At 67.4% G+C, this 22,982-nt stretch carries 18 protein-coding genes; 11 read left to right on the top strand and 7 right to left on the bottom strand.

All coding sequences use genetic code 11. The annotated features are described in order from the left end of the window. Positions 1 to 74: 74 nt before the first annotated feature. A complete protein-coding gene (mnmA, locus tag NQ036_RS04810) occupies positions 75 to 1,244 on the top strand; it encodes a tRNA 2-thiouridine(34) synthase MnmA (protein ID WP_257057371.1) in 1,170 nt (389 codons plus the stop codon). Positions 1,245 to 1,275: 31 nt separating this feature from the next. On the opposite strand, the gene NQ036_RS04805 is transcribed toward mnmA, so the two are convergent. Beyond that, positions 1,276 to 1,725: an SRPBCC family protein gene (locus tag NQ036_RS04805; protein ID WP_257057369.1), complete on the bottom strand. Its 450-nt coding sequence runs from the start codon at positions 1,723 to 1,725 to the stop codon at positions 1,276 to 1,278. 94 nt (positions 1,726 to 1,819) lie between these two features. On the opposite strand from NQ036_RS04805, the gene NQ036_RS04800 reads away from it, so the two are divergent. The 4 genes from NQ036_RS04800 to NQ036_RS04785 all read left to right on the top strand — a co-directional run bounded on the left by NQ036_RS04800 (position 1,820) and on the right by NQ036_RS04785 (position 9,757). Next, entirely contained in the window at positions 1,820 to 3,958 is a 2,139-nt protein-coding gene (locus NQ036_RS04800) for a S9 family peptidase (RefSeq protein WP_257057367.1), read from the top strand. Further along, positions 3,958 to 5,184: a hypothetical protein gene (locus NQ036_RS04795; protein ID WP_257057365.1), complete on the top strand. Its 1,227-nt coding sequence runs from the start codon at positions 3,958 to 3,960 to the stop codon at positions 5,182 to 5,184. The genes NQ036_RS04800 and NQ036_RS04795 overlap by 1 nt, the downstream gene beginning before the upstream one ends. Beyond that, positions 5,177 to 7,486 (top strand): NAD-dependent DNA ligase LigA, encoded by a 2,310-nt coding sequence (ligA, locus tag NQ036_RS04790; RefSeq protein ID WP_373566579.1) that lies wholly within the window; start codon positions 5,177 to 5,179, stop codon positions 7,484 to 7,486. The genes NQ036_RS04795 and ligA overlap by 8 nt, the downstream gene beginning before the upstream one ends. Before the next feature lie 480 nt (positions 7,487 to 7,966). Continuing rightward, entirely contained in the window at positions 7,967 to 9,757 is a 1,791-nt protein-coding gene (locus NQ036_RS04785; protein WP_257057363.1) for an HNH endonuclease signature motif containing protein, read from the top strand. Between the two features lie 229 nt (positions 9,758 to 9,986). Here NQ036_RS04785 and NQ036_RS04780 read toward each other — a convergent pair whose 3' ends face one another. Further along, on the bottom strand, positions 9,987 to 11,621 hold the full coding sequence (locus tag NQ036_RS04780; protein WP_257057361.1) for a cation acetate symporter: 1,635 nt from the start codon (positions 11,619 to 11,621) through the stop codon (positions 9,987 to 9,989). A gap of 1 nt (position 11,622) precedes the next feature. After that, the gene (locus NQ036_RS04775) at positions 11,623 to 12,000 is read right to left on the bottom strand and encodes a DUF485 domain-containing protein (protein WP_257049145.1); all 378 of its coding nucleotides are present in this window, start codon (positions 11,998 to 12,000) and stop codon (positions 11,623 to 11,625) included. 241 nt (positions 12,001 to 12,241) lie between these two features. Between NQ036_RS04775 and NQ036_RS04770 the strand changes: the two genes are divergently transcribed. From NQ036_RS04770 to gatB, 4 genes are read left to right on the top strand one after another with little or no spacing between them, the layout of a single operon-like run. Beyond that, positions 12,242 to 13,330 (top strand): LLM class flavin-dependent oxidoreductase, encoded by a 1,089-nt coding sequence (locus NQ036_RS04770; protein ID WP_257057358.1) that lies wholly within the window; start codon positions 12,242 to 12,244, stop codon positions 13,328 to 13,330. A gap of 37 nt (positions 13,331 to 13,367) precedes the next feature. Further along, positions 13,368 to 13,676, top strand: a complete 309-nt coding sequence (gatC, locus tag NQ036_RS04765) for an Asp-tRNA(Asn)/Glu-tRNA(Gln) amidotransferase subunit GatC (protein WP_257057355.1) — start codon at positions 13,368 to 13,370, stop codon at positions 13,674 to 13,676. Positions 13,677 to 13,678: 2 nt separating this feature from the next. Further along, positions 13,679 to 15,196 (top strand): Asp-tRNA(Asn)/Glu-tRNA(Gln) amidotransferase subunit GatA, encoded by a 1,518-nt coding sequence (gene gatA / locus NQ036_RS04760; protein WP_257057352.1) that lies wholly within the window; start codon positions 13,679 to 13,681, stop codon positions 15,194 to 15,196. Between the two features lie 32 nt (positions 15,197 to 15,228). Further along, complete coding sequence (gene gatB / locus NQ036_RS04755; protein WP_257049151.1) at positions 15,229 to 16,710, top strand: Asp-tRNA(Asn)/Glu-tRNA(Gln) amidotransferase subunit GatB; 1,482 nt, start codon at positions 15,229 to 15,231, stop codon at positions 16,708 to 16,710. A gap of 123 nt (positions 16,711 to 16,833) precedes the next feature. On the opposite strand, the gene NQ036_RS04750 is transcribed toward gatB, so the two are convergent. From NQ036_RS04750 to pdxS, 3 genes are all read right to left on the bottom strand, one after another. Continuing rightward, on the bottom strand, positions 16,834 to 17,223 hold the full coding sequence (locus NQ036_RS04750) for a DUF6069 family protein (RefSeq protein WP_257057349.1): 390 nt from the start codon (positions 17,221 to 17,223) through the stop codon (positions 16,834 to 16,836). Between the two features lie 133 nt (positions 17,224 to 17,356). Beyond that, complete coding sequence (pdxT, locus tag NQ036_RS04745) at positions 17,357 to 17,983, bottom strand: pyridoxal 5'-phosphate synthase glutaminase subunit PdxT (protein ID WP_257049153.1); 627 nt, start codon at positions 17,981 to 17,983, stop codon at positions 17,357 to 17,359. Then, complete coding sequence (gene pdxS, locus NQ036_RS04740) at positions 17,980 to 18,942, bottom strand: pyridoxal 5'-phosphate synthase lyase subunit PdxS (protein ID WP_257049154.1); 963 nt, start codon at positions 18,940 to 18,942, stop codon at positions 17,980 to 17,982. Before pdxS ends, pdxT begins: the two co-directional genes overlap by 4 nt. A 95-nt stretch (positions 18,943 to 19,037) precedes the next feature. Here pdxS and NQ036_RS04735 point away from each other — a divergent pair, with 95 nt between their 5' ends. Further along, the gene (locus NQ036_RS04735; RefSeq protein ID WP_257049155.1) at positions 19,038 to 20,666 is read left to right on the top strand and encodes a PLP-dependent aminotransferase family protein; all 1,629 of its coding nucleotides are present in this window, start codon (positions 19,038 to 19,040) and stop codon (positions 20,664 to 20,666) included. A 109-nt stretch (positions 20,667 to 20,775) separates the two neighbouring features. Here the strand turns inward: NQ036_RS04735 and NQ036_RS04730 are convergent, their stop codons facing one another. Then, positions 20,776 to 21,723 carry a hypothetical protein gene (locus NQ036_RS04730; protein ID WP_257049156.1) on the bottom strand — a complete coding sequence of 316 codons (948 nt, stop codon included), beginning with the start codon at positions 21,721 to 21,723 and terminating at the stop codon, positions 20,776 to 20,778. A gap of 157 nt (positions 21,724 to 21,880) precedes the next feature. On the opposite strand from NQ036_RS04730, the gene NQ036_RS04725 reads away from it, so the two are divergent. After that, positions 21,881 to 22,975, top strand: a complete 1,095-nt coding sequence (locus NQ036_RS04725) for a hypothetical protein (protein ID WP_257049158.1) — start codon at positions 21,881 to 21,883, stop codon at positions 22,973 to 22,975. Positions 22,976 to 22,982 lie beyond the last annotated feature (7 nt).

Here is a 22,982-nt window from a genome sequence, read left to right as displayed (position 1 = left end):
TGCCGGGCTGGTACGGCCGGGCCGATGAGCGCGGCGAGGGAAACAGACGAACGAATGGGGAAGAGGGAACAGCGGTGAAGATTCTGGCAGCGATGTCCGGCGGAGTGGATTCCGCGGTGGCGGCGGCGCGCGCCGTGGACGCGGGCCACGAGGTCGTGGGCGTGCACTTGGCGCTGAGCCGCATGCCCGGGACCCTGCGCACGGGTTCGCGCGGCTGCTGCACGATCGAGGACTCGCGCGATGCGGCCGTGGTGGCCGGCAAACTGGGCATCCCCTTCTATGTCTGGGACTTCTCGGAGCGGTTCAAGGAGGACATCGTCGATGACTTCATCGCCGAATACTCCCAGGGCCGCACCCCCAATCCGTGTATGCGCTGCAATGAGCGGATCAAGTTCGCAGCCCTGTTGGACCGGGCCCTGGCCCTAGGCTTCGACGCGATCACCACCGGCCACTACGCCGAGGTCATGTTCGATGCCGCCGGCAACCCCGAACTACACCGCGGGGTGGACATGAACAAGGACCAGTCCTATGTGCTCGGCGTGCTCACCGCCGAACAGCTGCGCCACTGCTACTTCCCGATCGGGGCCTCGGCGTCGAAGGCCGATGTCCGCGCCGAGGCCGCCGAACGCGGCTTCTCCGTGGCCAACAAGCCCGACAGCTACGACATCTGCTTCATCCCCGACGGGGACACGAAGGCGTGGCTGAGCGATAAGATCCCGATGCGCCCCGGCCTGATCACGGACGAGTCCGGCGAGGTGCTGGGCGAACACGACGGTGCGATGACGTACACGATCGGCCAGCGCAAGGGCCTGCACCTGGAGCGCCCGGCCGCCGACGGCAAACCGCGCTATGTCACGGGGATCGACGCGCAGTCGAACACCGTGACCGTGGGTGGGCGCGCCAGCCTGTCCGTCGACCACCTGGACGGCATCCGCACCACCTGGTGTGGCGTGGCGCCGGCCGAAATGGGCTCGGGGCCCGAATCCGCGATGGACTGCCAGGTGCAGATCCGCGCGCACTCCGAACCGGTGGACGCCCGCGTCTGGCTGGGCGATTTTGTGGCCGAGGCCCCGCAGAGCGAATACAATGTGCCGACCCCGCGGCCGGCCGGCAGGCTGCTGCACGTGGACGTGGCCGAGCCCCTGTCCGGGGTGGCACCGGGGCAGACGATGGTCGTCTACGCCGGCACCCGGGTGCTGGGCCAGGCGACGATCGACAAGGCCAGCCGCCTGACCCCGGCCTGAGCCTTCGTGCTGCTCAGGGCCCTCATGTTGCTCAGGCGGTGTGCTGGCGCAGGCCCTTGCGCTCCTTGGCCAATTCGGCCTCGACGAATGCCTTGAGATTGCGGATCGAGGCCTGTTCGGTCTCCGGGGTGACCGTGCTCGAATCGGAGCCGTTCGCGTCCTTGACCACGGTGCGGGAGAAGCGCGTGCCGCCGGGCACCTCCTCGAAGGAGTAGACGATGGACGCCTCATAGCCCATCGGCTGGATCGTCACGTGCCGGCCCCGGACGTATTCGCTGACCGTCCAGGTCAGTTCGACGGTGCCCTGTGGGCCGTTGATGTACTCGGTGAATTCGTCGCCCTTGAGGAACGGCCGGTTGACGGTCCCGCACACCGAGCGGGTCAGCACATGCCAGGTGGGCCAGAAGCGCGCCTGCGTGACAAGGTCGAAAACTGGTTCGACAGGACCGTCGATGGTGATCTCAAGTGGAATGCTGGTCAATATAACCTCCTGATGCGCGGGCTCTGGGGGCCTGTCCCGAAGAGCACCCACCGAGGGTACTCTCGTCTTCGGCGGACCCGCTAATCTTGTGCTCATGGATTCGCAGAACGCAGTCACCGCATCCTGGGCATCGCCGATCACCGCCGAACACGTCGCAGCCGGTGCCAGGCCCGTGAGCCGGGCCCGGTTCGCAGGACCGCCCGGGGCCACCCGGGTCTACTACTCCCAGCGGATCCCCACCGAGGCCTCCCGGATCGGCATCTTCGCCAATGACTCCGGCGTCGCCGAAGACGCAGTGTCCGTTCTGCCCGCACCCTATTCCGCGTACTCTCGGGTGCACGAATACGGCGGCGGGGCCTGGGCCGTGGCCGCCGACCACACCATCACCTTCGTCAACGCCGCCGATCAGCGCCTCTACCGGTTCAACCCCGTCACCGACCCCGGTACCCCGCCCGTCGCGCTGACCCCGGAGACAGACCGGGCTGTGCGCTACGGGGACCTGGACTATTCGGCCGGACGTCTGCTGGCCGTGCGCGAGTCCTACGATGCGGCGGGCACCGTCACCCGGGCCATCGTCGAGGTCGCAGAGGGGACCACTGCCGCGGAACCGGGCGGCGCTGCGGAACCGGATGCTGCCGCGGACCCGGGCCGGGCCTCGGCCCCGGAGGCTGTGCGCGAACTGGCCGCAGGCCCCCACTTCCTCGCCTTCCCCCGCATCTCGCCGGACCACGGCTTCCTCAGCTTCATCGGCTGGGACCACCCGGACATGCCATGGGACCAGACGAAGCTCTACCTGGTCGCCCATCCCGGCACCGCGGGGGCCAGCGCACCCGTGGCCGTGTTCGGCCGGGCGGACGAATCCGTGCTGCAACCCGAATGGCTGTCGAACACGACCCTGTCCGTCATCGCCGACCGCAGTGGACGCTGGCAGCTGTACTCGCTATCCGCCCCCGCCTTCTTCCAGGTCGCCTCCGGTGGATTCGCCGCTGAACCGGCCGAGGAGTCCGAACTCCTGGTCACCGAGGGCGAAATCGGTGGACCCCTGTGGAACCTGGGCACCCGCTGGTACCTGCCGGTGCAGGGCGGCAACCGGATCCTGGCGGAATCGCGCTTCGGGACCTCGCAGATGGTGTGGACAGACGGGGCTGGAACCGACGACGTCCTCGAATGCGATCTGGAGACCTTCTCCCTGCAGGACTACCGCGACGGCCTGGCCCTGGTGATCGGCGGATCCGCCGACCGGATCACCGGGCTCTACCTTTACGACGTGACCGTCGGAAGCGCCCAGGCGCTCGCCCTGAGCCTCGAACTGCCGGTGCCCGCGTCCTATCTGCCGCAGGGACATGCGGTGGAGATCGACGGGGTGCACGCGATCGTCTACCCGCCCCATAACCCCGACCACCCGCAGCCGGGAGCCGGTCCCGCTGCGGGCGCGGCAGCCGGAGGTAATGCGGAACCCGCAGCGGAGGGCACAGCGGGCAGCGCCGCCGCACCCGCTCCCTTCGTCGCTTTCGTCCACGGCGGGCCCACCAGCCAGTCGGTGCCGCAGGTCAGCCTGCACCACGCCTACTTCACCAGCCGGGGGATCGGCGTCGTGGACGTCAACTACTCCGGATCCACCGGCTACGGCCGCGCCTACCGCGACGCCCTGCGCGGGCACTGGGGTTTCGCCGACGTCGCCGACACCGTCACCGTGCTCCAGGGCCTGGCCCGGCAGGGCACGGCCGATGCGGACCGGCTGGCGATCAGTGGCGGTTCGGCCGGCGGCTGGACTGTTCTGCAGGCCCTGACCCGCACCGATGTGTTCGCCTGTGGCAGCGACTACTACGGCGTGGCGGAACTGTCGAAGTTCATCACGGAGACCCACGACTTCGAATCGCAGTACATCTGGCGGCTGATCGGGGTGGACCCGCAGGCACCCGACCGGGAGGAGCGCCTGGCGGAACTGGCGCCGCTGAACCACCTGGCGGACCTGGACGTGCCGGTTGCGATCTTCCAGGGCGAACAGGACCCGATCGTCCCACCCAGCCAGGCCCACCGCCTCATCGCCGGACTGCAGGACAAGGGCCAGGTCTACGTCGCCGAGTTCTATCCGAACGAGTCCCACGGCTTCACGCGGGTGGAGAACATCGCGGATAGTCTGCGCAGCGAGCTGGGCTTCTACTGCCGCATCATGGGCCTCGACGCCCCAGACGTGCCGCCGGTGCACCTGCGCGGCCGGGGCCGCAGCTGATGGGGGAGGAGCTGATAGGGGGCAAGGACCGTCCCGAGATCCTGGCCTCCTCATCCGGCCTGTGGCCCGGCGAGGACCCACGGCAGGCCGCCTCCGGCGCCTTCGCAGCACTGGCCATGGGCTACCCGCCCGTGCCCTGGACCGGCGTGGCGCGCGAGGTCAGGGGAACCCCGCGTGGGGGAACCGGCACCGGTACGCTAGCCGGGACACGTGCGGCAGCCGGGACCGGTGGGGCCACCGGGAGCGGGCCGGGCAGCAGGGGAGCGGACTCCGGTTCCAGCGCATGGATGATCGACCCGATCGGCACGGCCCTGGCGCTGTGCGATGGACTCAGCGCCGACCTCGGCTCCTTCGGCTGGCGCCTGACCTTGAGCTCGCAGGGCTCGCGCGACCGTGACCTGGCGCGCGTCGAATCGCTGCTGGCGCGCACCCTGGAGGCCTGCGAGGAATACGGCACCGGTTTCGCCGGGCGCACCATGCTCACCCTGCCCGGTCCCTGGGCCCTGCTGCGCCGCCTGGGCCTGCCGGGCGGCAACCCTGCCCTGGCTGATGCCGGCGCCAGACGCGACGTCGTCCAGGCCTATGCCCTCGGGGCCAGTGCCCTGCTCGACCGGTACGAGCGCGCCCTGGGGACGCGGCCTCGCGTCCGGCTGGTCGAACCCGATCTGGACGAACTGCTGACCGGCCGGGTGCCAACGGTTTCGGGCTACCGGGCCCTGCCCGCAGTGCCGGACAGTCAGGTCGCCGCGGCCCTGCGTTCGTTCATCGGACGCACCGGCGAGGACACGATCCTCACCCTGCCCGGGCTGTCCACCGTGACGATCCGCGGCAAGGCGATCGCACACGCCTCCCTGGCCGCAGACGCCGGGGTGACCGCGCTCGCGGTGCCGCTGCCCGCAGGCGACGCCGAGGCCGTGCTGCGGCCGTGGGAGGCGATCGCCGGGGCGCACGAGTCGGGAACCCAGATGTGGGTGCGCCTGCCGGCGTCGGCGGGGTTGCGCGCCGGGCGGGTCAGGACATGGCTCGAAGCCGTGTCAGTGCCCTGGCATAGGCTTGGCATGAACCCGCACGATCTGACGGGTGTAGGAGTATTGACGGGTATCGAACCGGTCGCAGCCGGCCGGTTCGGTCCCGTGCGCGCCGTGCCGGATGATCCGGGCTATGGCGCCGCCCAGTTCGCATTGGCGGCCCACCTGGGCCAGGCAGTTAGGGAAGAACATGAGTAGTCCGTCCGCAGACTTCACCCTCCGCGATCCGGAGGCCATGGACCCGGCGGACCGGGAACGCTACGCCGCGGCACTGCGCTCGGAGATCGAGAAGCACCGCAGCGCCTATTACGACCAGGACGCTCCGCTGATCTCCGACGCGGAATACGACGGCCTGGTCCGGGCTCTGGAAAACCTGGAGACGGATTTCCCGGAACTGGCGAAGAACGATTCGCCCACCCAGACCGTCGGTGGCACCGTCGACACGGCCTCGTTCACCGCGGTCGACCACATTGCCCGGATGTATTCGTTGGACGATGTGTTCTCCGAGTCCGAACTCGACGAATGGTTCGCCAGGGTGGCCGGCCGGATCCCGGCGGGCACCCACTACCTGACCGAACTCAAGATCGACGGACTGGCCTGCAATCTGCTCTACGAGGACGGCGTGCTGGTGCGCGCTGCCACCCGCGGCGACGGGGTGACCGGCGAGGACATCACCGTCAACGTTCGCACCATCGCGGACATCCCGCAGCGCCTAGACACAGAATTCCCGCCCAAACAGGTCGAGATCCGCGGCGAGGTCTTCTTCCCCGTGGAGAAGTTCGCCGACCTCAATGCTTGGTTGGTCGAGGCGGGTAAGCCGCCGTTCGCCAACCCCCGCAATGCCGCAGCGGGATCGCTGCGCCAGAAGGATCCGAAGGTCACAGCGCAGCGGCCGCTGCACATGCTGGTCCACGGCATCGCCGCCTGGACGCCCTATGACGACAACCACGCCGAACCGGTGCGCCAGTCGGAGGTCTACGGTGTGCTGCGCGACTGGGGCCTGCCCACCAGCCCGTATTTCAAGGTCTGCGAAACCCCGGCGCAGGTCCACGACTACATCCGGTACTACGGCGAACACCGCCACGATGTGCTCCACGAGATCGACGGGATCGTCGTGAAAATCGACGAACTGGCAGTCCAGGCGGACCTGGGATACACCTCGCGGGCGCCGCGTTGGGCCAGCGCTTTCAAGTATCCGCCGGAGGAGGTCACGACCGAGCTGCTCGACATCCGGGTGCAGGTGGGTCGGACGGGTCGGGTCACGCCCTTCGCGGTGATGGAGCCCGTGCACGTGGCCGGTTCCACCGTGGAGCGCGCCACCTTGCACAATGCGCACGAGGTCAAGCGCAAGGGCGTGCTGATCGGCGACACCGTGGTGCTGCGCAAGGCCGGGGACATCATCCCGGAGATCCTGGGGCCGGTGGTGGCGCGCCGCGACGGCACCGAACACGCCTTCGTCATGCCCACCCACTGCCCGGATTGCGGCACGGAACTGGTGGAGCAGAAGGAGGGCGACAAGGACCTGCGCTGTCCCAACTCCCGATCCTGCCCCGCCCAGATCGCCAACCGCGTGGCCTACCTGGCCTCGCGGGCGGCCTTCGACATCGAAATGCTGGGCGACGAGGCCTCCCTGGCCCTGACCCAGCCCTATGCGCCGGCGGATGCGCCCCTGAAATCGGAGGCCGCGCTGTTCGATCTGACGGTCGAGGACCTGGCCGGCGTGGTGGTGGAGCGCGAGGTGAAGAAGGACGGGGTGCCCACCGGCGAGGTCGAACGCCTGCACTACTTCTATACGAAGCCGGAATACTATCTGCGCGGGGAGAAGAAGGGGCAGCTGAAGAAGGCCGCGGCACCGCGCAAGAACACCCTGGAGATGTTCAAGCAGATCGAGGGCGCGAAGTCCCAGCCGCTGTGGCGGGTGCTCAACGCGCTGTCGATTCGGCACGTGGGCCCGGTGGCCGCACGCCTGTTGGCAGCGCACTTCGGTTCGATGGACGCGATCCGGCAGGCCACGGCTGAGGAGCTGGCCGAGGTCGACGGGGTGGGCCCGGTGATCGCCGAGGCCGTGGTGGACTGGTTCTCCGTGGACTGGCACGCCGAGATCGTGCAGCGCTGGGCGGCCGCCGGTGTGCGGATGGTCGATGATGCGCCCGCCGGCGGTGCCCCGGATGCCCCACAGACTCTGGCCGGGCTGACGATCGTGGCCACGGGTTCGCTGACCGCGTTCACCCGCGACGGCATCAAGGAGGCCATTGTGTCCGCCGGGGGCAAGGCGGCGGGTTCGGTGTCGAAGAAGACGGACTATGTGGTCGCCGGTGACAATGCCGGTTCGAAATTGAAGAAGGCCGAGGACCTGGGCGTGCCGGTGCTCGATGAAGACCAGTTCAAAGAACTCCTCGAACACGGTCCGCTCCTGGAAAACGGTCCCGCGGAACCGGCCGAATCCGATGAGGAAATTCCCGGCGAGGAAGCCCCCGGTGAAGAGGTGCCCGGAGAATGAGGCGCCCATCCGGTTTGAGAGTGTAGGAAAACCGGCACGGAGGTAGTTCAATCATCCTGGGCCCGCATCACTCCTTGCCGGTGGTGCTCGCGAGTCGAGTGCGCCCCAAGCCGGGAGCCCGCGCCTTTTCGGTGGTACTCGCGAGTTGGATGCTAGTCGGGTTGAGTTCCCGCGCCTTGTCTGTCGTGTCAGATGCGCGCGCATACCCTGCCACCCAGCGCATCTGCTACCACCGAAACAGATGAGCGTTACTCAACAAACATCGGAAACCAGTTTCGAATAAACCCTTCCCTTCATGAGTGAGCTGCGCTACACTTGAGGTAGGTCAGGAAACTCGAATCGGACAGTGAAGTCCCCTTCGGTTTTACGGCTCGTCTTCCCCGACACGGTCACACCACGCGTGCGCTGAATACTCAGTGCGGCTTATGACAGCAACGTCCGGACCCGGTTTCGGTCCGGTACAGGAGGAGGGGAGGGGTCATGACTATCGATTCCACCCTCCCGCGCGCTGGTTCCCCCGATGATGACAAGAACCCCGAGGCCTTCGCCCGCCCGGCGGACCCCTTTTTGACTTCTGACGATTGGGAGCGTTTGCAGGAGATTGCTCCGGAACTCGTTCACGCCAGTGAGGCACTCGCTGGTCTGGGTGTCGGTGTGGGCACGGATCCCAGTCTCGATGCTTCCGACCTGCTCCTGGTGCTCAAGGGAATCGAACACCTCACCCGGGTAACCACCTCGACGGAAGCCGTCGTGGTGGCGCGGGCCGAATACGAGGTCCCGACTGCCGATTATGGTGCGAAGACTCTTCCGGCTCTGTTGACTCGCCTGTTGAGGATTGATGGGGCGGCCGCGAGGCGGCGGGTGCGGTTCGCCCGCGCGATCGGTGCCGGCCGGTCTCTAACGGGTGCGCGCCTGGAACCGGCCTACCCCCATGTTGCCCTCGCCCTGGCGGACGGGGGTGTGTCGGTGGATCAGGCGCAGGCGGTGATCCGGGAGATCGAGAAGATCCCCACTCAAGTGCGACACGTCCATCACGCCACGGCCGAGAGACTGTTGGTTCAGACGGTGCCGAGTGTTGATGTGGACCAGGTTCGTGTGCTGGGTTCTCGGATTCGGGCCTATCTGGATCCTGATGGGCGTTTTGCGGAGGTTCCGCCGTTGGTTGATGAGTTTCATGTGACCGTGACTCCGCGAAGGAATGGTGCGTGGAATCTCACGGGCCTGTTGGATCCGGTGACGGGTGGGAAGTTGCATGGACTCTTGACGAATCGGCAGGAACCCGGACAGGACACGACTGAAGTGAACTCCGGGGAGGCTCAGCGAGTCGGCACCGGTGTGCCCGACGGTGCGGAATCCGTTACAGCTGATGTGCCGCCCGGTGATCTGCCACCTCAGGACCTGCCGGCTAGCGCGGTGACGGTTGATGGGCAGCCCACCACGCGGGCGGATCATCCGTTTGGGTATCGGGATCGGCCCGATGGTGCCAGGCGGCATGACATGTTCGCGACGTTGATTGATCGGGCTGCGGGTTCGGGTCCGCAGGGTGCGGGGATGGCCCTGGTGGTTACGGCGACTGCTGAAGAGTATGCGCAGGGGAAGGCGGAGGTGGAGTCCACTGCCGGTCCCATCCAGATCAAAGATCTGGAGTCCCTGTCTCCGGGTGCGCTCGTGTATTTCCAGGCCAACCAGCCCGGAACCCGGGAAGTCACGGTCAGGAGCAGTGGCCGGTTTGCTACGCGGCGGCAGGTTGAGTTGATTGCGGCCAGGGATCGGGGGTGTACGTTCCCGGGGTGTGATATGCCGGTGGGGTGGTGCGATGCCCACCATATGATCCCCTGGTCCTCCGGTGGACCCACGACGGTCACTAATCTGACGTTGGCGTGCCGGTTCCACCATACGTGGCATGACCAGCATGGGTGGCGGGCCGAACTGATCGGGGGCCTGCCTGCCTGGATTCCTCCCCGGCATGTGGATCTGGAGCAGCGGCCCCTATTCCATTCCCGGTTCACTGCTGCCCTGACCGATATCAGTGCCGCGAGGAATGCGGAGGGTCTACCGCCGGTGTGGATGCCTGCGGATTTCTCCCCACCAGACTGGAACGCAGAATCGGACCTGTCGGATTCACCCGATCCACCAGACCCGCCGAACTCCTCAGGACTATCCAGTACTGCGAGCAAAGACCCTGCGGGTTCTGGCGGCACGCCGTGGGGCACTCATGGGTCGTACCACACGGACACCGACCCTGACGACACCGACGTCCCACCGTTCTAAACCACGGTAGGAGCCGCCCTAGTCGGTGTCCTTTCTGCACCCTCAAACCGGAAGCCCCGGCGAAAAAGTACCTCGTGAAGAAGTACCCCGTGAATGAGTGCTCGCCGGGCGGCTGTGGTGTCAGCTGCCCGGCGATCACTTATCCGGTGGGCTTAGAAATCAAGGCTCAGCGCTCAATGCCCAGTGTTCAAAGAACAGAGCTCGGGGCTCAGAACTCAGGGTTTAGAACTCAGTGCTCGGTGGCCTTCTCCGCGCCGTAGCCGGTGAGGGACCTGACCTCCATCTCGGATGCCTTCTGCGGATCCTCACCGCGCTTATCGGTCAGCGAACCGATGATCGCCAGCAGGAAGCCCACGGGGATGGACACGATGCCCGGATTGCTCAGCGGGAACCAGGCGAAGTTCACGTCCGGACCGAACATCGAGGTCTCGGCCCCGGAGAACACGGGGGAGAAGAAGATGAGGATCAGGGCCGTGGCCAGTCCGCCGATCATCGACCACACCGCGCCGCGGGTGGTGAAACGCCGCCAGAACAGGCTGAACAGGATAGTCGGCAAGTTCGCACTGGCGGCCACGGCGAAGGCCAGGGCAACCAGGAACGCGATGTTCTGACCCTGCACACCGATCCCGCCGACGATAGCGACGATGCCGATGACGACCACGGTGCGGTTGGCAACCTTGACCTCGGTCTTGGGGTCGGTCACCTGGCCGTGCTTGATCACGGAGACGTAGATGTCATGGGCGAAGGAGGCCGCAGCCGTAATGGTCAGGCCCGCGACGACCGCCAGGATCGTGGCGAAGGCGACCGCGGAGATGAAGCCCAGCAGCAGCGGTCCGCCCAGCGCGTTGGCCAGCAGCGGTGCTGCGGAGTTGACCCCGCCGGGGGCCTTGGCGATCGTATCCGCGCCGACCATGGCGGCCGCGCCGTAGCCCAGTACCAGGGTGAACAGGTAGAACCCGCCGATGAGGAAGATCGCCCAGACCACGGACTTCTGTGCTTCCTTCGCGGTGGGGACCGTGTAGAAGCGCATCAGCACGTGGGGCAGGCCCGCGGTGCCCAGCACCAGAGCCAGGGCCAGAGACACGAAGTCAATGGGCAGCTTGCCGTACTGTGCACCCGGCGCCAGCAGTGCCTCGCCGATCTTGTTCTCGGGGTGGTTGACCGCGGCCTCCAACACACTGTTGAAGTTCATGCCGTGGGAGGCTAGCACCCACAGGGTCATCGCCAGCGCACCGCCGATCAGCAGGAACGCCTTGATGATCTGCACCCAGGTCGTGCCCTTCATACCGCCGATCAGAACGTAGACGATCATCAGCACGCCGACGACAGCGACGACCACCGATTGGCCGACCTTGGAGTCGATGCCCAGCAGCAGGGAGACCAGGCCACCGGCGCCTGCCATCTGGGCCAGCAGGTAGAAGAAGCACACTGCCAGGGTGGTGATGGCCGCTGCCACACGGACCGGCTTCTGCTTGAGCCGGAAGGACAGCACATCGGCCATCGTGAACTTACCCGAGTTGCGGGTCAGCTCGGCGACCAGCAGCAGGGCGACGAGCCAGGCGACCAGGAAGCCGATCGAGTAGAGGAAACCGTCATAGCCGTTGATCGCGATCGCGCCCACAATGCCCAGGAACGAGGCTGCGGACAGGTAGTCCCCGGAGATCGCGAAGCCGTTCTGCCAGCCCTTGAAGGAGCGGCCGCCGGCGAAGAAGTCATTTGCGTCCTTCTTCTGCCTGCCGGCCCGCAGCACGATGGTCAGCGTGACGATGACGAAGATGAGGAAGATGGAGATGTTGAGGACAGGGTTGTTCTTGGCCGTCTCGGCCGCCAGAAGTGTGACGTTGTCGGGAATCGGGGAAGTCATTTCAGTTTCCTTCGGTCGGGACCCGGGCTTCGAGCTCATTGCGCAGGGCGTGGGCCTGCGGCTCGATGCGGCGCTTGGATAGCTGCACGTAGACGATCGTGATGACGAACGTCGTGACGAACTGCCCCAGGCCCAGGACGATGCCCATATTGGTCAGGCCGAAGACGGGCTTGGCCATGAAGTCGTGGGCGTAGGCGCCTAGCAGCACGTAGACCAGGTACCAGACCATGAAGAGGGCGGTCAGGGGGAAGGCGATGGAACGATAGGTGCGGCGGAGCCGACCGAACTCCGGTGATCTGTCGACGGCGATGAAATCGATCTGCCCTGATCCAGGACCGGTCTGTGGGGCCGGCGAAGCCTGTGATGTTTCGTCAGTCATAGTGTGTTTTCCTGCTTCTTTGCGGGGATCCCCACTGTGGTGACAGGGCCTCAGGGTCCATGGGGTGCGGGGACCGTGGCGCTGTACTTCAGGGGGATCGACACTGCTTCCTTGCGGTGTTGACGAACAGCATATGTGCGTCAAAGCACATTGCCAAGCGCGGGCGTTGCGTTGCCGTTGCATGATGACGCGGTGCGTCGAAACGCCGGCGCTGCACCCAAAGGGAGAGTAGTGTTGGAATATGGTTGAAGCTTCTACTACTGACGAGAACCTGCCCCTGCGCCGCCTGGGCTTCCTGACCATCGGCCTGTTCGACCCTGCGGATCCGGCCGCCGGCCACGAGGACACCCTGCGGATCATCGCCCACGGCGAAGAGCTGGGATTCGACTCGGCCTGGGTCCGCCAACGACACCTGCAGTTCGGGATATCCTCGCCCGTGGCCCTGCTGGCCGCTGCCACCCAGCGCACCAGCCGGATCGAACTGGGCACCGCGGTGATCCCGCTGGGTCCGGAGAACCCGCTGCGCCTGGCCGAGGACCTGGCCACCGTCGATGTGCTATCGGCCGGCCGGCTCAACCCCGGCGTGTCCGTGGGCACTCCCATGCAGTGGGAGCACTGGAAGGATGCGCTCTACCCGGATACCCAGGATCAGGAGGACTTCTCCAAGAAGCGCGTTGAGCGCCTACTCGATGCCCTGGCCGGTGAAGAGGTCAGCGACCTCGGCGGCAAACAGGGAGTGGTGGAGACGTATTCGCGGACCGTGCAGCCGCACGCGCCCGGCCTGGCCGGACGCGTCTGGTACGGAGCCGGGTCGAGGGCCTCGACCGAATGGGCGGCGGCCCACGGGATGAACCTGCTGACCAGCAGCGTGATCTCGGCCGAGGTCGCCGATGACTTCGACACCAATCAGCGCGCGCAGATCGACCTGTACCGCAGGGCCTTCGTCCCCGATCCGCGCTTCGGGGCCCCGGCACAGACCCCGCGGGTCTCTCAGGGCCTGTGCGTGGTGCCCACCGACCATGCGAAACCGGAGCAGATCCGCCGCTACACTGCCTGGCGGGCGGAGCGCAGCGTGCGCGACGGCAAACAGTTCGGGCCCAAGAGGACGATGTTCGCAGCCGACCTGGTGGGGTCCTCGGCGCAGATCGCCGAAACCCTGGCGTCCATGGCGGCCTTCCGCGCCGTGGACGAGGTTGCCTTCGCCCTGCCCTTCGACTTCGAGGCCGCCGACTATCTACAGATCCTCGACGATATCGCCGGCACGCTGGCACCCCAGCTGGGGTGGCGTTCCGGTACCCCTGCTGAGCCGGCGGCCGGGCGACTAGAATAGGCGATTGGAGTATCGACCGATGTAGAAAGGGTGGCGGATGCCGTCGCAAACCCCAATCACAACCGAGGAGGTCGCCCACTTGGCCGACCTCGCCCGGATCGCCATGAGTGACACGGAACTGAACGGCCTGGCCGGCGACCTCAACACGATCCTCGCCAATGTGGCCCGCGTATCCGAGGTGGCCACCGACGACGTTCCGGCGACCAGCCACCCGATTCCCCTGGTCAACGTGATGCGCGAGGACGTCGTGTCCGACGCCGTGCTCAGCAGCGAACAGGCTCTGTCGAACGCACCGAAGCAGGCCGACGACAAGTTCCTCGTGCCGCAGATCCTGGGGGAGGAGTGAGCATGTCCAATACCGAACTGACCAAGAGGACCGCGGTCGAACTGGCCGCCGGGCTGGCCGCAGGGGAATACTCCTCGACCGAACTGACCCAGGCGCACCTGGATAGGATCGCGGCGGTCGAACCCACCGTGCACTCCTTCATCACCGTCACCGCCGAATCCGCTCTGGAGACCGCTGCGCGGGTCGATCAGCAGCGCGCCGCCGGTGCCGAACTCCACCCCTTCGCCGGTGTCCCCGTGACGCATAAGGACCTGGTGTCCACCACGGGCATCAAGACCACCGCCGGGTCGAAGATGCTTGAGAACTGGGTACCGCCGTACGACGCCACCGTGTTCAAGAAGACCCAGGAGGCGGGACTGCCGCTGCTGGGCAAGACGAACCTCGACGAATTCGCGATGGGTTCGACCACGGAGCACTCGGCCTTCGGCAACACCACCAACCCGTGGAATCCGGGGCACGTGCCCGGCGGTTCCTCCGGCGGTGCTGCGGCCTCGGTCGCGGCCTTCGAAGCACCGTTCTCCGTCGGCACGGACACTGGCGGCTCCGTCCGCCAGCCGGCCGCCTTCACCGGCACGGTGGGCGTCAAGCCCACCTACGGTTCGGTGTCGCGCTATGGCGTGATCGCCATGGCCTCGAGCCTGGACCAGGTGGGCCCGCTGGCGCGCACCGTGGCCGACGCCGCCGCCCTGCACCAGATCCTGGCCGGGCACGACCCCTTCGACTCGACCAGCCTGCCGGATGCGGTGCCGGACTTCCTGTCCGCCGCCCAGACGGGCGCCACCGCGGGACTCAAGGGCAAGAAGCTGGGCGTCATCAAGCAGCTGCAGGGAGAGGGCTGGGATGCGGGCGTGCTCGCCACCTTCCAGGAAGCCCTGGCCACCGCAGAGGCCGCTGGCGCCGAGATCGTCGAGGTCGACCTGCCCAGCCTGTCGTACGCGCTCGACGCCTACTACCTGATCATGCCCAGTGAGGCGTCCTCGAACCTCTCGCGCTATGACGGCGTGCGCTTCGGCCTGCGCGAACTGCCCACCGACGGCCCCGTCACCGCGGAGACCATGATGAAGGCATCGCGCGCAGCGGGCTTCGGCGCCGAGGTCAAGCGCCGCATTATCCTGGGCACCTATGCGCTGTCGGCCGGCTACTACGACGCCTACTACGGTTCGGCGCAGAAAGTCCGCACGCTGGTACAGCGGGACTTCGCCCGTGCCTTCGAGGTCGCCGATGTGCTGGTCTCGCCCACCGCCCCGACCACCGCGCTGAAGTTCGGCCAGGAGACCGAGGCCGATCCGATGGCCCTGTACCTGGGCGATGTCGCGACGATCCCGGCGAACCTGGCAGGTATCCCCGGTATGAGCCTGCCCGCCGGTGTGAGCGACGGTCTGCCCGTGGGCTTCCAGTTGCTGGCCCCGGCCCGTGAGGACATCCGCCTCTACGGGATCGGAGCAGGGCTGGAAGCCGCGCTGGACGACAAGCGCGGGTCCACCGTATTGGCCGGCATCCCCGAACTGACCGTGGCCTGAGGCTGCGGACTAGAGGAACGAAGGACGAATAAGTGAAGTACCAAGAGGCCATCGAAAAGTACGATCCGGTCCTGGGCATCGAGGTCCATGTCGAGCTGGGCACGACCACGAAGATGTTCGACGGCGCGCCCAACACCTTTGGCGGGGGTCCGAACTCAAACACCACTCCGGTGTCGCTGGGCCTGCCCGGCGCGCTGCCCGTGGTGAACAAGAAGGGCGTGGAATACGCGGTCAAGATCGGCCTGGCATTGGGCTGCTCGATCGCGGAATCCTGCCGCTTCGCCCGCAAGCAGTATTTCTACCCGGATCTGGCGAAGAACTTCCAGACCAGCCAGTACGACGAGCCGATCGCCTATGAGGGCCGGGTCGAGGTCGAGCTGGAGGACGGAACCCTGTTCGAGGTCCCCGTGGAGCGCGCGCACATGGAGGAGGACGCCGGTAAGAACACCCACGTGGGTGGCGCCGACGGCCGGATCCACGGCGCCGACCACTCCCTGGTCGACTTCAACCGGGCGGGCGTGCCGCTGGTGGAGATCGTGACCCACCCGATCGAGGGTGCGGGGGAACGCGCTCCCGAGGTCGCCTCGGCCTATGTCAAGACGCTGCGGGACATATTCCGCGCCCTGGGCGTGTCCGAGGCCCGGATGGAGCAGGGCAATGTGCGCGCCGACATCAACGTGTCGCTGCGCAAGACCCCCGAATCGCCGCTGGGCACCCGCACGGAGACGAAGAACGTCAACTCCTTCCGCTCGATCGAGCGCGCGGTGCGCACGGAGATCATCCGCCAGGCGGAGATCTTGGACGCAGGCGGCACGATCACGCAGGAGACCCGTCACTTCAACGAGGCCACGGGCGACACCCGCTCGGGCCGGCCGAAGTCGGATGCCGACGACTACCGCTACTTCCCGGAGCCGGACCTGGTGCCGGTCGTGCCGGACCGCGCCTGGGTCGAGTCCCTGCGGGAGAACCTGCCGGAACTGCCCGCAGCCAAGCGGCGCAGGCTGCGCGGTGAGTGGGGCTTCAGCGAACTGGAGATGCGCGATATCGTCAACGCGGATCTGTTGGACCCGATCGAGGACACCGTCGCCGCCGGCGCCAAGCCCGCCGCCGCGCGTAAATGGTGGACCGGTGAGATCGCCCGACAGGCCAAGCAGCTGGAGCGTTCCGCCGCCGAACTGGTCACCCCGGCGCAGGTCGCCGAACTGGCCGGCCTGGTGGCCGATGGGAAGCTCAACGATAAGCTTGCCCGCAAGGTGCTCGAAGGGGTCATCGCGGGCGAGGGCGACCCCGCCGCGGTGATGGCCGCCAAGGGCCTGGAGATCGTGCAGGACGACGGCGCGCTGGAGGCCGCCGTGGATGCCGCGATCGCGGACAACCCGGATGTGGTCGAGAAGATCAAGGGCGGCAAGCAGCAGGCCATCGGCGCGCTGATCGGCCCGATCATGAAGGCCACCCGCGGCCAAGCCGATGCCGGTGCCGCGCGGAAGATGATCCTGGCCAAGCTGGGGCTCTAAGGCTCTAAGGCTCTAAGGCTCTAAGGCTCTAAGGCTCTCCGCCCAGTTGTCACAAAAGTCCGTTCAACCCCCGGGTTGGGCGGACTTTTGTGACGGTCCGGCGGATGCTAGGTCCGGCGGATGCTAGGTCTGCTGGGGTCTGGCCCAGAGCTGGGCTGCGCACCAGCAGATGCCGACGATGCAGTGCATTGCGGCCAATCCCCACATGGTGCCTGCGTCGGTCGCCGCGGTCAGCGGGGCCACGGCGCTGAGCACTCCCACAACCAGGCCGATCCAGGCCAACGGCGTGTGGACCTTCGGTGCTTTGCGCTCGATGAGCCAGACGATGACCGCTGCGATGAGCAGTGGGACGAATGACGCCAGCGCGGGCATGAACCCTGCAACGGTGATGATGGGACCGCCGAAGCCGGCTGTCATCGCGGCGCCGGCGGCGTGCGCGATGGCGTAGATGATCGAATTGATGATGGCAGCCGCAAGTCCTGCGGCGATGCCGGCGGTGATGGTGCGTGTCATGACGACCTCCTCCGATTACCCCATAGGTTCCTCCCGCTGTGCGAGGAGGTCAAGGGTTCTTACCGTCGAGGCGTCACACATGTGCGGTGGTGCGCTGGTACCGCGCACATCTGTGACGACTCGGCGGGAGAGGTCAGGTCAGCCGGAGGAGTTCGCGGTGGATCGTGGGGTCGCCGGTGAGCTCGGGGTGGAAGCTGATGCCCAGGATGTTGCCCTGCCGCACGCCGACGATGGCACCCGGTGCATCATGGTCCGCCTCGTTCACGCCGTCCGGGGCGGCTATGGCCGGCCGCCGCGCGATGATATCGACCCCAGGCCCCACCTGTACGACCTGCGGGGCGCGGATGAAGGCGGTGCGCACGGGGCCGAACTCGGTGTCCAGTGCGACCTCGGCCGAATCGATCTGCCGACCGAAGGCATTGCGCCGCACCGTCACGTCCAGCACACCCAGGCTCTGCTGCCCGGGCGCGGGATCCGCGATGCGCCTGGCCAACATGATGAGCCCCGCGCAGGTGCCCAGGGTGGGCAGCCCGCCGGCGATCACCTCGATCAGTCGTTCGCGCAGACCCAGGATCCGGGTCAGCCGGTCGATGGTCGAGGACTCGCCACCCGGCAGCACCAGGGCAGACAATCCTTCCAGCCCGCCGGCCCTGCGCACCAACCGGACCTCGGCTCCCAACCCGGCGAGCAGCTCGGCGTGCTCGCGCACCCCGCCCTGCAGGGCCAGGACCCCGACGGGGCCAGGCACCTTGACGCTCACCAGCCGCGTTCGGCCAGGCGGTGCGGTGCGGGCAGGTCGGCGACGTTGATGCCGACCATGGCCTCGCCCAGGCCCCGCGAGGCCTCCGCGATGGCGGCCGGGTCGTCGTACTGCGCAGTCGCCTTGACGATCGCGGCGGCGCGGGCTGCGGGATTGCCCGACTTGAAAATGCCCGAACCGACGAACACGCCGTCGGCGCCCAGCTGCATCATGAGCGCGGCATCGGCTGGAGTCGCCACGCCGCCGGCGGTGAACAGCACGACCGGCAGTTCCCCGCGGGCAGCGACCTCGCGGACGATCTCATAGGGCGCCTGGAGCTCCTTGGCAGCGACGTAGAGCTCCTCGGGATTGTTCTTGTACAGGGCGGACAGCTGCCCGATCTGCCCCCGGATGGTGCGGATGTGCTTGGTCGCCTCGGACACGTCGCCGGTCCCGGCCTCGCCCTTGGACCGGATCATGGCCGCGCCCTCGGCGATGCGGCGCAGGGCCTCGCCCAGGTTCGTCGCCCCGCACACGAAGGGCACGGTGAAGCGCTGCTTGTCGATGTGGTTGACGTAGTCGGCCGGGGACAGGACCTCGGACTCGTCGATGTAGTCCACCCCCAGGTGCTGAAGGACCTGGGCCTCGACCTGGTGGCCGATGCGGGCCTTGGCCATGACCGGGATGGAAACGGCCTCGATGATGGAGTCGATGAGGTCGGGGTCGCTCATCCGGGCCACGCCGCCCTGGGCGCGGATGTCGGCGGGCACGCGTTCGAGTGCCATCACGGCCACCGCGCCGGAATCCTCGGCGATGCGGGCCTGTTCGGCGGTGACGACGTCCATGATGACGCCGCCCTTGAGCATGTCTGCCAGGCCCCGCTTGACCAGCGGGCTGCCCAGCGTGGGGGTTGCGGGATCGGTGGTGGTCCGCGATGTGGTCGGTCTGGTGTTCTGCGGTGCTTCGTTCAAAAGGGTCATGTGATCATCCTGAACCCGACAAGTGGTCTGACACCAGATCCAGAAAATGCGAGTTGAATTGGACCACTTAGTGATTCGGGTGGATTATGGGTGGCATGGCCCGTACCGCCCGCGGCGTGGATTTGCCGCTGAACCTGCACCTGGAGCCCACCGCCGCGGGGGCACCTGGAACACATGTTCCCCTGCCGGAGCGCATCGCCTGGCAGATTCGCGATCTCATCACCCGGGGAGTCCTCTCACCTGGGCAGATGCTGCCGTCCACGCGCGCCCTGGGTGCTCGCCTGGGGGTGTCAAGGGGAACCGTTGTGACCGCCTTCGAACAGTTGGTGGCCGAGGGTTATCTGGATGCCGAACGAGGCAGTGGAACGGCGGTGAGCGAGGACTTGCGGCTGTTGCCCAAGCCGCTGCCTCAACCGCTGCCCGAACCCGTCCCGAAAACGGTGTCGGGAACCGGGCGGGAACCTCGGCGCAGGGGAGTCGGGCCCGACCCCCGTGTCTCGAGAAGCGAGACACACGAGGCGGGGGATCCTATCGACCTGCGGCCCGCGGCCAGCCGGGGCATCGCCCTGCCGACTCCGCAGTGGCGAGCTGCCTGGCGCGCCGCGGCGGCCGGTGGCGGCGACCAGCCGGAGCCACTGGGATCCTGGGCGCTGCGCGCAGCACTGGCCGAACGCACCCGGCGGGTCCGCGCGGTGGCCGGCACCCCCGCCGACTACATCATCACCGCAGGCGCCCGTGAGGGGCTGCAACTGCTGCTGACCGCGCTGCGGGCCCGAATCGCCCGGCCCACCGAGGCCGCCGGCCGGCCCGTCGGCCAGGCGCGGTCCAGTGCCGGCGCCGCCTGCCGGGACCGGCCCGCAGGCCGACTGCGCATCGCCTTCGAAAGCCCCGGCTACCCCAGCCTGCGCCAGGTCCCCCTGCTCACCGGCGACGAGGTCGTGCCCGCCCCGGTGGACGCCCACGGGGTCGATCCCGCGCTCCTGCCCGAGGGCATCGACGCGCTGGTCGTCACGCCCTCGCACCAGTATCCATCAGGCGGTTCCCTGCCGGTCGAACGGCGGTTGGCCCTGCTGGCCGCGGCCCGTGAGCGTGGTTTCCTGGTCGTCGAGGACGAACACACGGCGGAGTGGCGCTGGTCGGGCGCGCCGCTGCCCGCGCTGGCCGGACTGGACGATCCGGAGCATCCGGTGACGGTGCTCTCGGGTTCCCTGTCCTCGCTCATCCATCCGGGGGTGGCGGTGGGTTACCTCAAGGTTCCGCCGTCTCTGTTGGAGCTCATGCGCCGGGTGCGCGAGGTCACCGCGAGTCCGGTGAACACCGTCGCGCAGGCGGCGCTGGCCACGTTCATCACCTCCGGTGCGCTGGAGAGGCACCTGCAGAGCGCGCGCAGTGCCAATCGGCGCAGGCTCGACGTGGTCCACCGAGGTCTGGAGGGTGCCCCCGGACTGCAGGTGCAGCCGGTGCCCGGCGGACTGCAGGCGGTGGTGAACATCGTGGGGCGTGCCGCGGGCGAGGCCGAATGGATCACGGCGGCGCACCGGTCCGGAGTGCTGGTCACGGGTCTGGGGGAGTATTGGCTGGGAGGTTCGAGCGCGCAGTTGCCGCGCGCTCAGGGGATCGTGCTGGGCTTCGGGGTGGCCGATGACCAGCTGCGCGAGGGGCTGGAACGGTTGCGCACAACCGCGCAGCATCTGAGTCGTTCCACGCCAGGTACTCACCTTTGAGTTCCACTAGGTCCCGAAATGTCGATTGGGATCGTTCCCGCAGCGGATTTTCGACGATTCGAGACGTAGTGGAACCGGACGTAGAGGAACTGGGCAGGGCGGAAGCGGGTCAGTGGTGGGGATTCGGGTTGCGGGTGTCCGATTCCCAGGTCAGTGAAGTGTCTGCGGTGACCTCATAGGCTTCGAGGCGCTCATCGGTCAGGATCCGGTCGATGAGTGGCCGGGGTCCTGCGATGATCGTGGAATCCCAGTCGATCTCGCTGGCCAGCACCCACTGGTGGTCGTCGGACCAGAGCATTTGCGGGGTATTGCCGCCCAATGGGGTGCACCATTCCGGCAGGTCCCATCCCGTCGGGTCGGGGTCGTCGGGCGGGCAGGGGACGGGCTGTTCGCTCAGTTCCTCCGCGCTCGCGGTGAAGAGGAAGAATTCGCGGCCGGGCCACTCCATCTTGGGCCCTGCGGCCCGCGCGACTCCTCCCTGGCCGGCGGCGCCCGCGGTGCGTCCGGCCTCGGCGAATAGCCTGGCGTAAGCTTCCCGGCGCTTGCGCTTGGGTATGAGACCGAGGCGCATGGCCCGGAAGCGTATTCGCATGGAGATGCTGAACTTCAGTTCTCCTGGGGTGAAGAAGCCGTGGAACCCGTCCCAGACCGCTCCGTACAGCAGGTCGGGGGTCGAGGTTTCCTGGGCCAGGTGCTCTAGTAATGCGGCGAGGCAGCGAAACCCTGGTGTGCCCAAGTCCGGTTGGCCCGCGCCCCATCCGTCTGCATAGCAGTTGACTTCCTGTTCCAGCGCCGTCCACTGCACTGTCGGATGCATGGTCAGCCCATTACGCTTTGCCATTTCGGCCCAGCGCCAGGTTGTTGTTTCTACAATTCGGGGCTCGGGCCCGGGGATCTCCGGTTCCGTTAATGGGGGATCGAACCGATATGCCGTGAGTGGATGGAGGACGCGGGTATAGGCCTCGAATCCGGTCCCTGCCACGCCGCCGGCGGTCGCCCAGCCACCGGCCCGTGCCGTCAGCCAATCACCGGCCTCGGCGCTGTGCAGAATCCTCATCCGGCAACCGTACCCCGGCCGGCGGAGCATCCGGTTCTGTGCGCAGGGCGTCCGGCACCGTGCCCAGCACCATGTCAGGGGTCGGGACTAGAATCCAGCACAAACACGTTGGACCGGATACGGGCATCGGGCGTGAGCGACGTGAGCGGAGGCAGTGATGGCGAAGAGGTCGTGGAGGACCCTGTGGCGCAATGAGTGCGGGGGTCTGCGCCCGGACTACCGGATCCTGGTGCCCGACAGCGTCAGCCCCGGCGTCATCGACGCCTGGCGCGCTCGCGGATACCGCGTTTCGGCGGCGCCGAACAGCAAGGGCGGGGCCTTGGCCCTGCCGGGTGTGGCCGCGGTGCCGGTGAAGGATCTGGGAACCTTCTGGCCGGTGGACCGGCCGGGGATGCGTCGCAACCTGCTCAAGTCAAATGCGGCCTATCGGTTCACGGAGACGGCAGGCGCAGTGGCCACCGGCGCCACCGCGATACCGGCGACGGTGAGCACGCTGGCCACGGATCAATTCGCCGCCGGCGGCTTCCTGGCCACCGGCATCGTCGCCGCAGTGTCCCTTGCCGCGGCCGGTTATACGGGGGTCAAATACCACCGCGATCCCAAGCGGCTGCGGAACAAGGACAAGAAGTCCGCCGCCGGCGCCCGCTGGATCACCCCGGAGATGCTGGGCTACACCGGCGGCCGCGGTGGCCAGGACACCGACGAACAGCGCCTGTTCCAGGTCACCTGCCGGATCGCCCGCAAGATCGCGGCCACCACCGCGTGGACCCATCCACTGCTGACCGACCACGTCGCCAAGGTCGATCTGGATCATGCGGTCGCCTCGATCGGGCAGCGTCTGGTGGAGCTGTACCGGCTGCGCGCAGAACTGGAACGGGTGCGCGAACCGCAGCTGGCCGACCAGATCGACGCCTACCAGGACCAGCTGGCCACCGCGTTCAACTCCCTGTCCGGCCGCGTCCTGGCGATGTCGGACTACCTGCTGCAGCTGCAGGAATTGGATGTGCAGCTGCGGCTGCTGGAGCATTCGGAGACCGCCGGTCGGCTGGGCGAACGGGTGCTCGACGTGCTGGCGCGTACGGCAGCCGACGAGGACGCGGACTGGCGGTTCCGCGAACTGGGCGTGGAGACGCAGGCCCATGCCGAGGCGATCCACGGGATGCTCACGCACCTCGACGTCACCGCGGGCCGCTTCGACGACATCGACCGGCAGCTCGACGAGTCGCGGAAACAGGAAGGGCGAACTCAGTAGCCGTATG

Origin of the sequence: Brevibacterium sp. 91QC2O2 (assembly GCF_024580695.1) — a bacterium.
Lineage (GTDB): Bacteria > Actinomycetota > Actinomycetes > Actinomycetales > Brevibacteriaceae > Brevibacterium > Brevibacterium moorei.
Note: the sequence above shows the minus strand (reverse complement) of the source record. Positions and strands in the feature narration are given on the sequence as shown.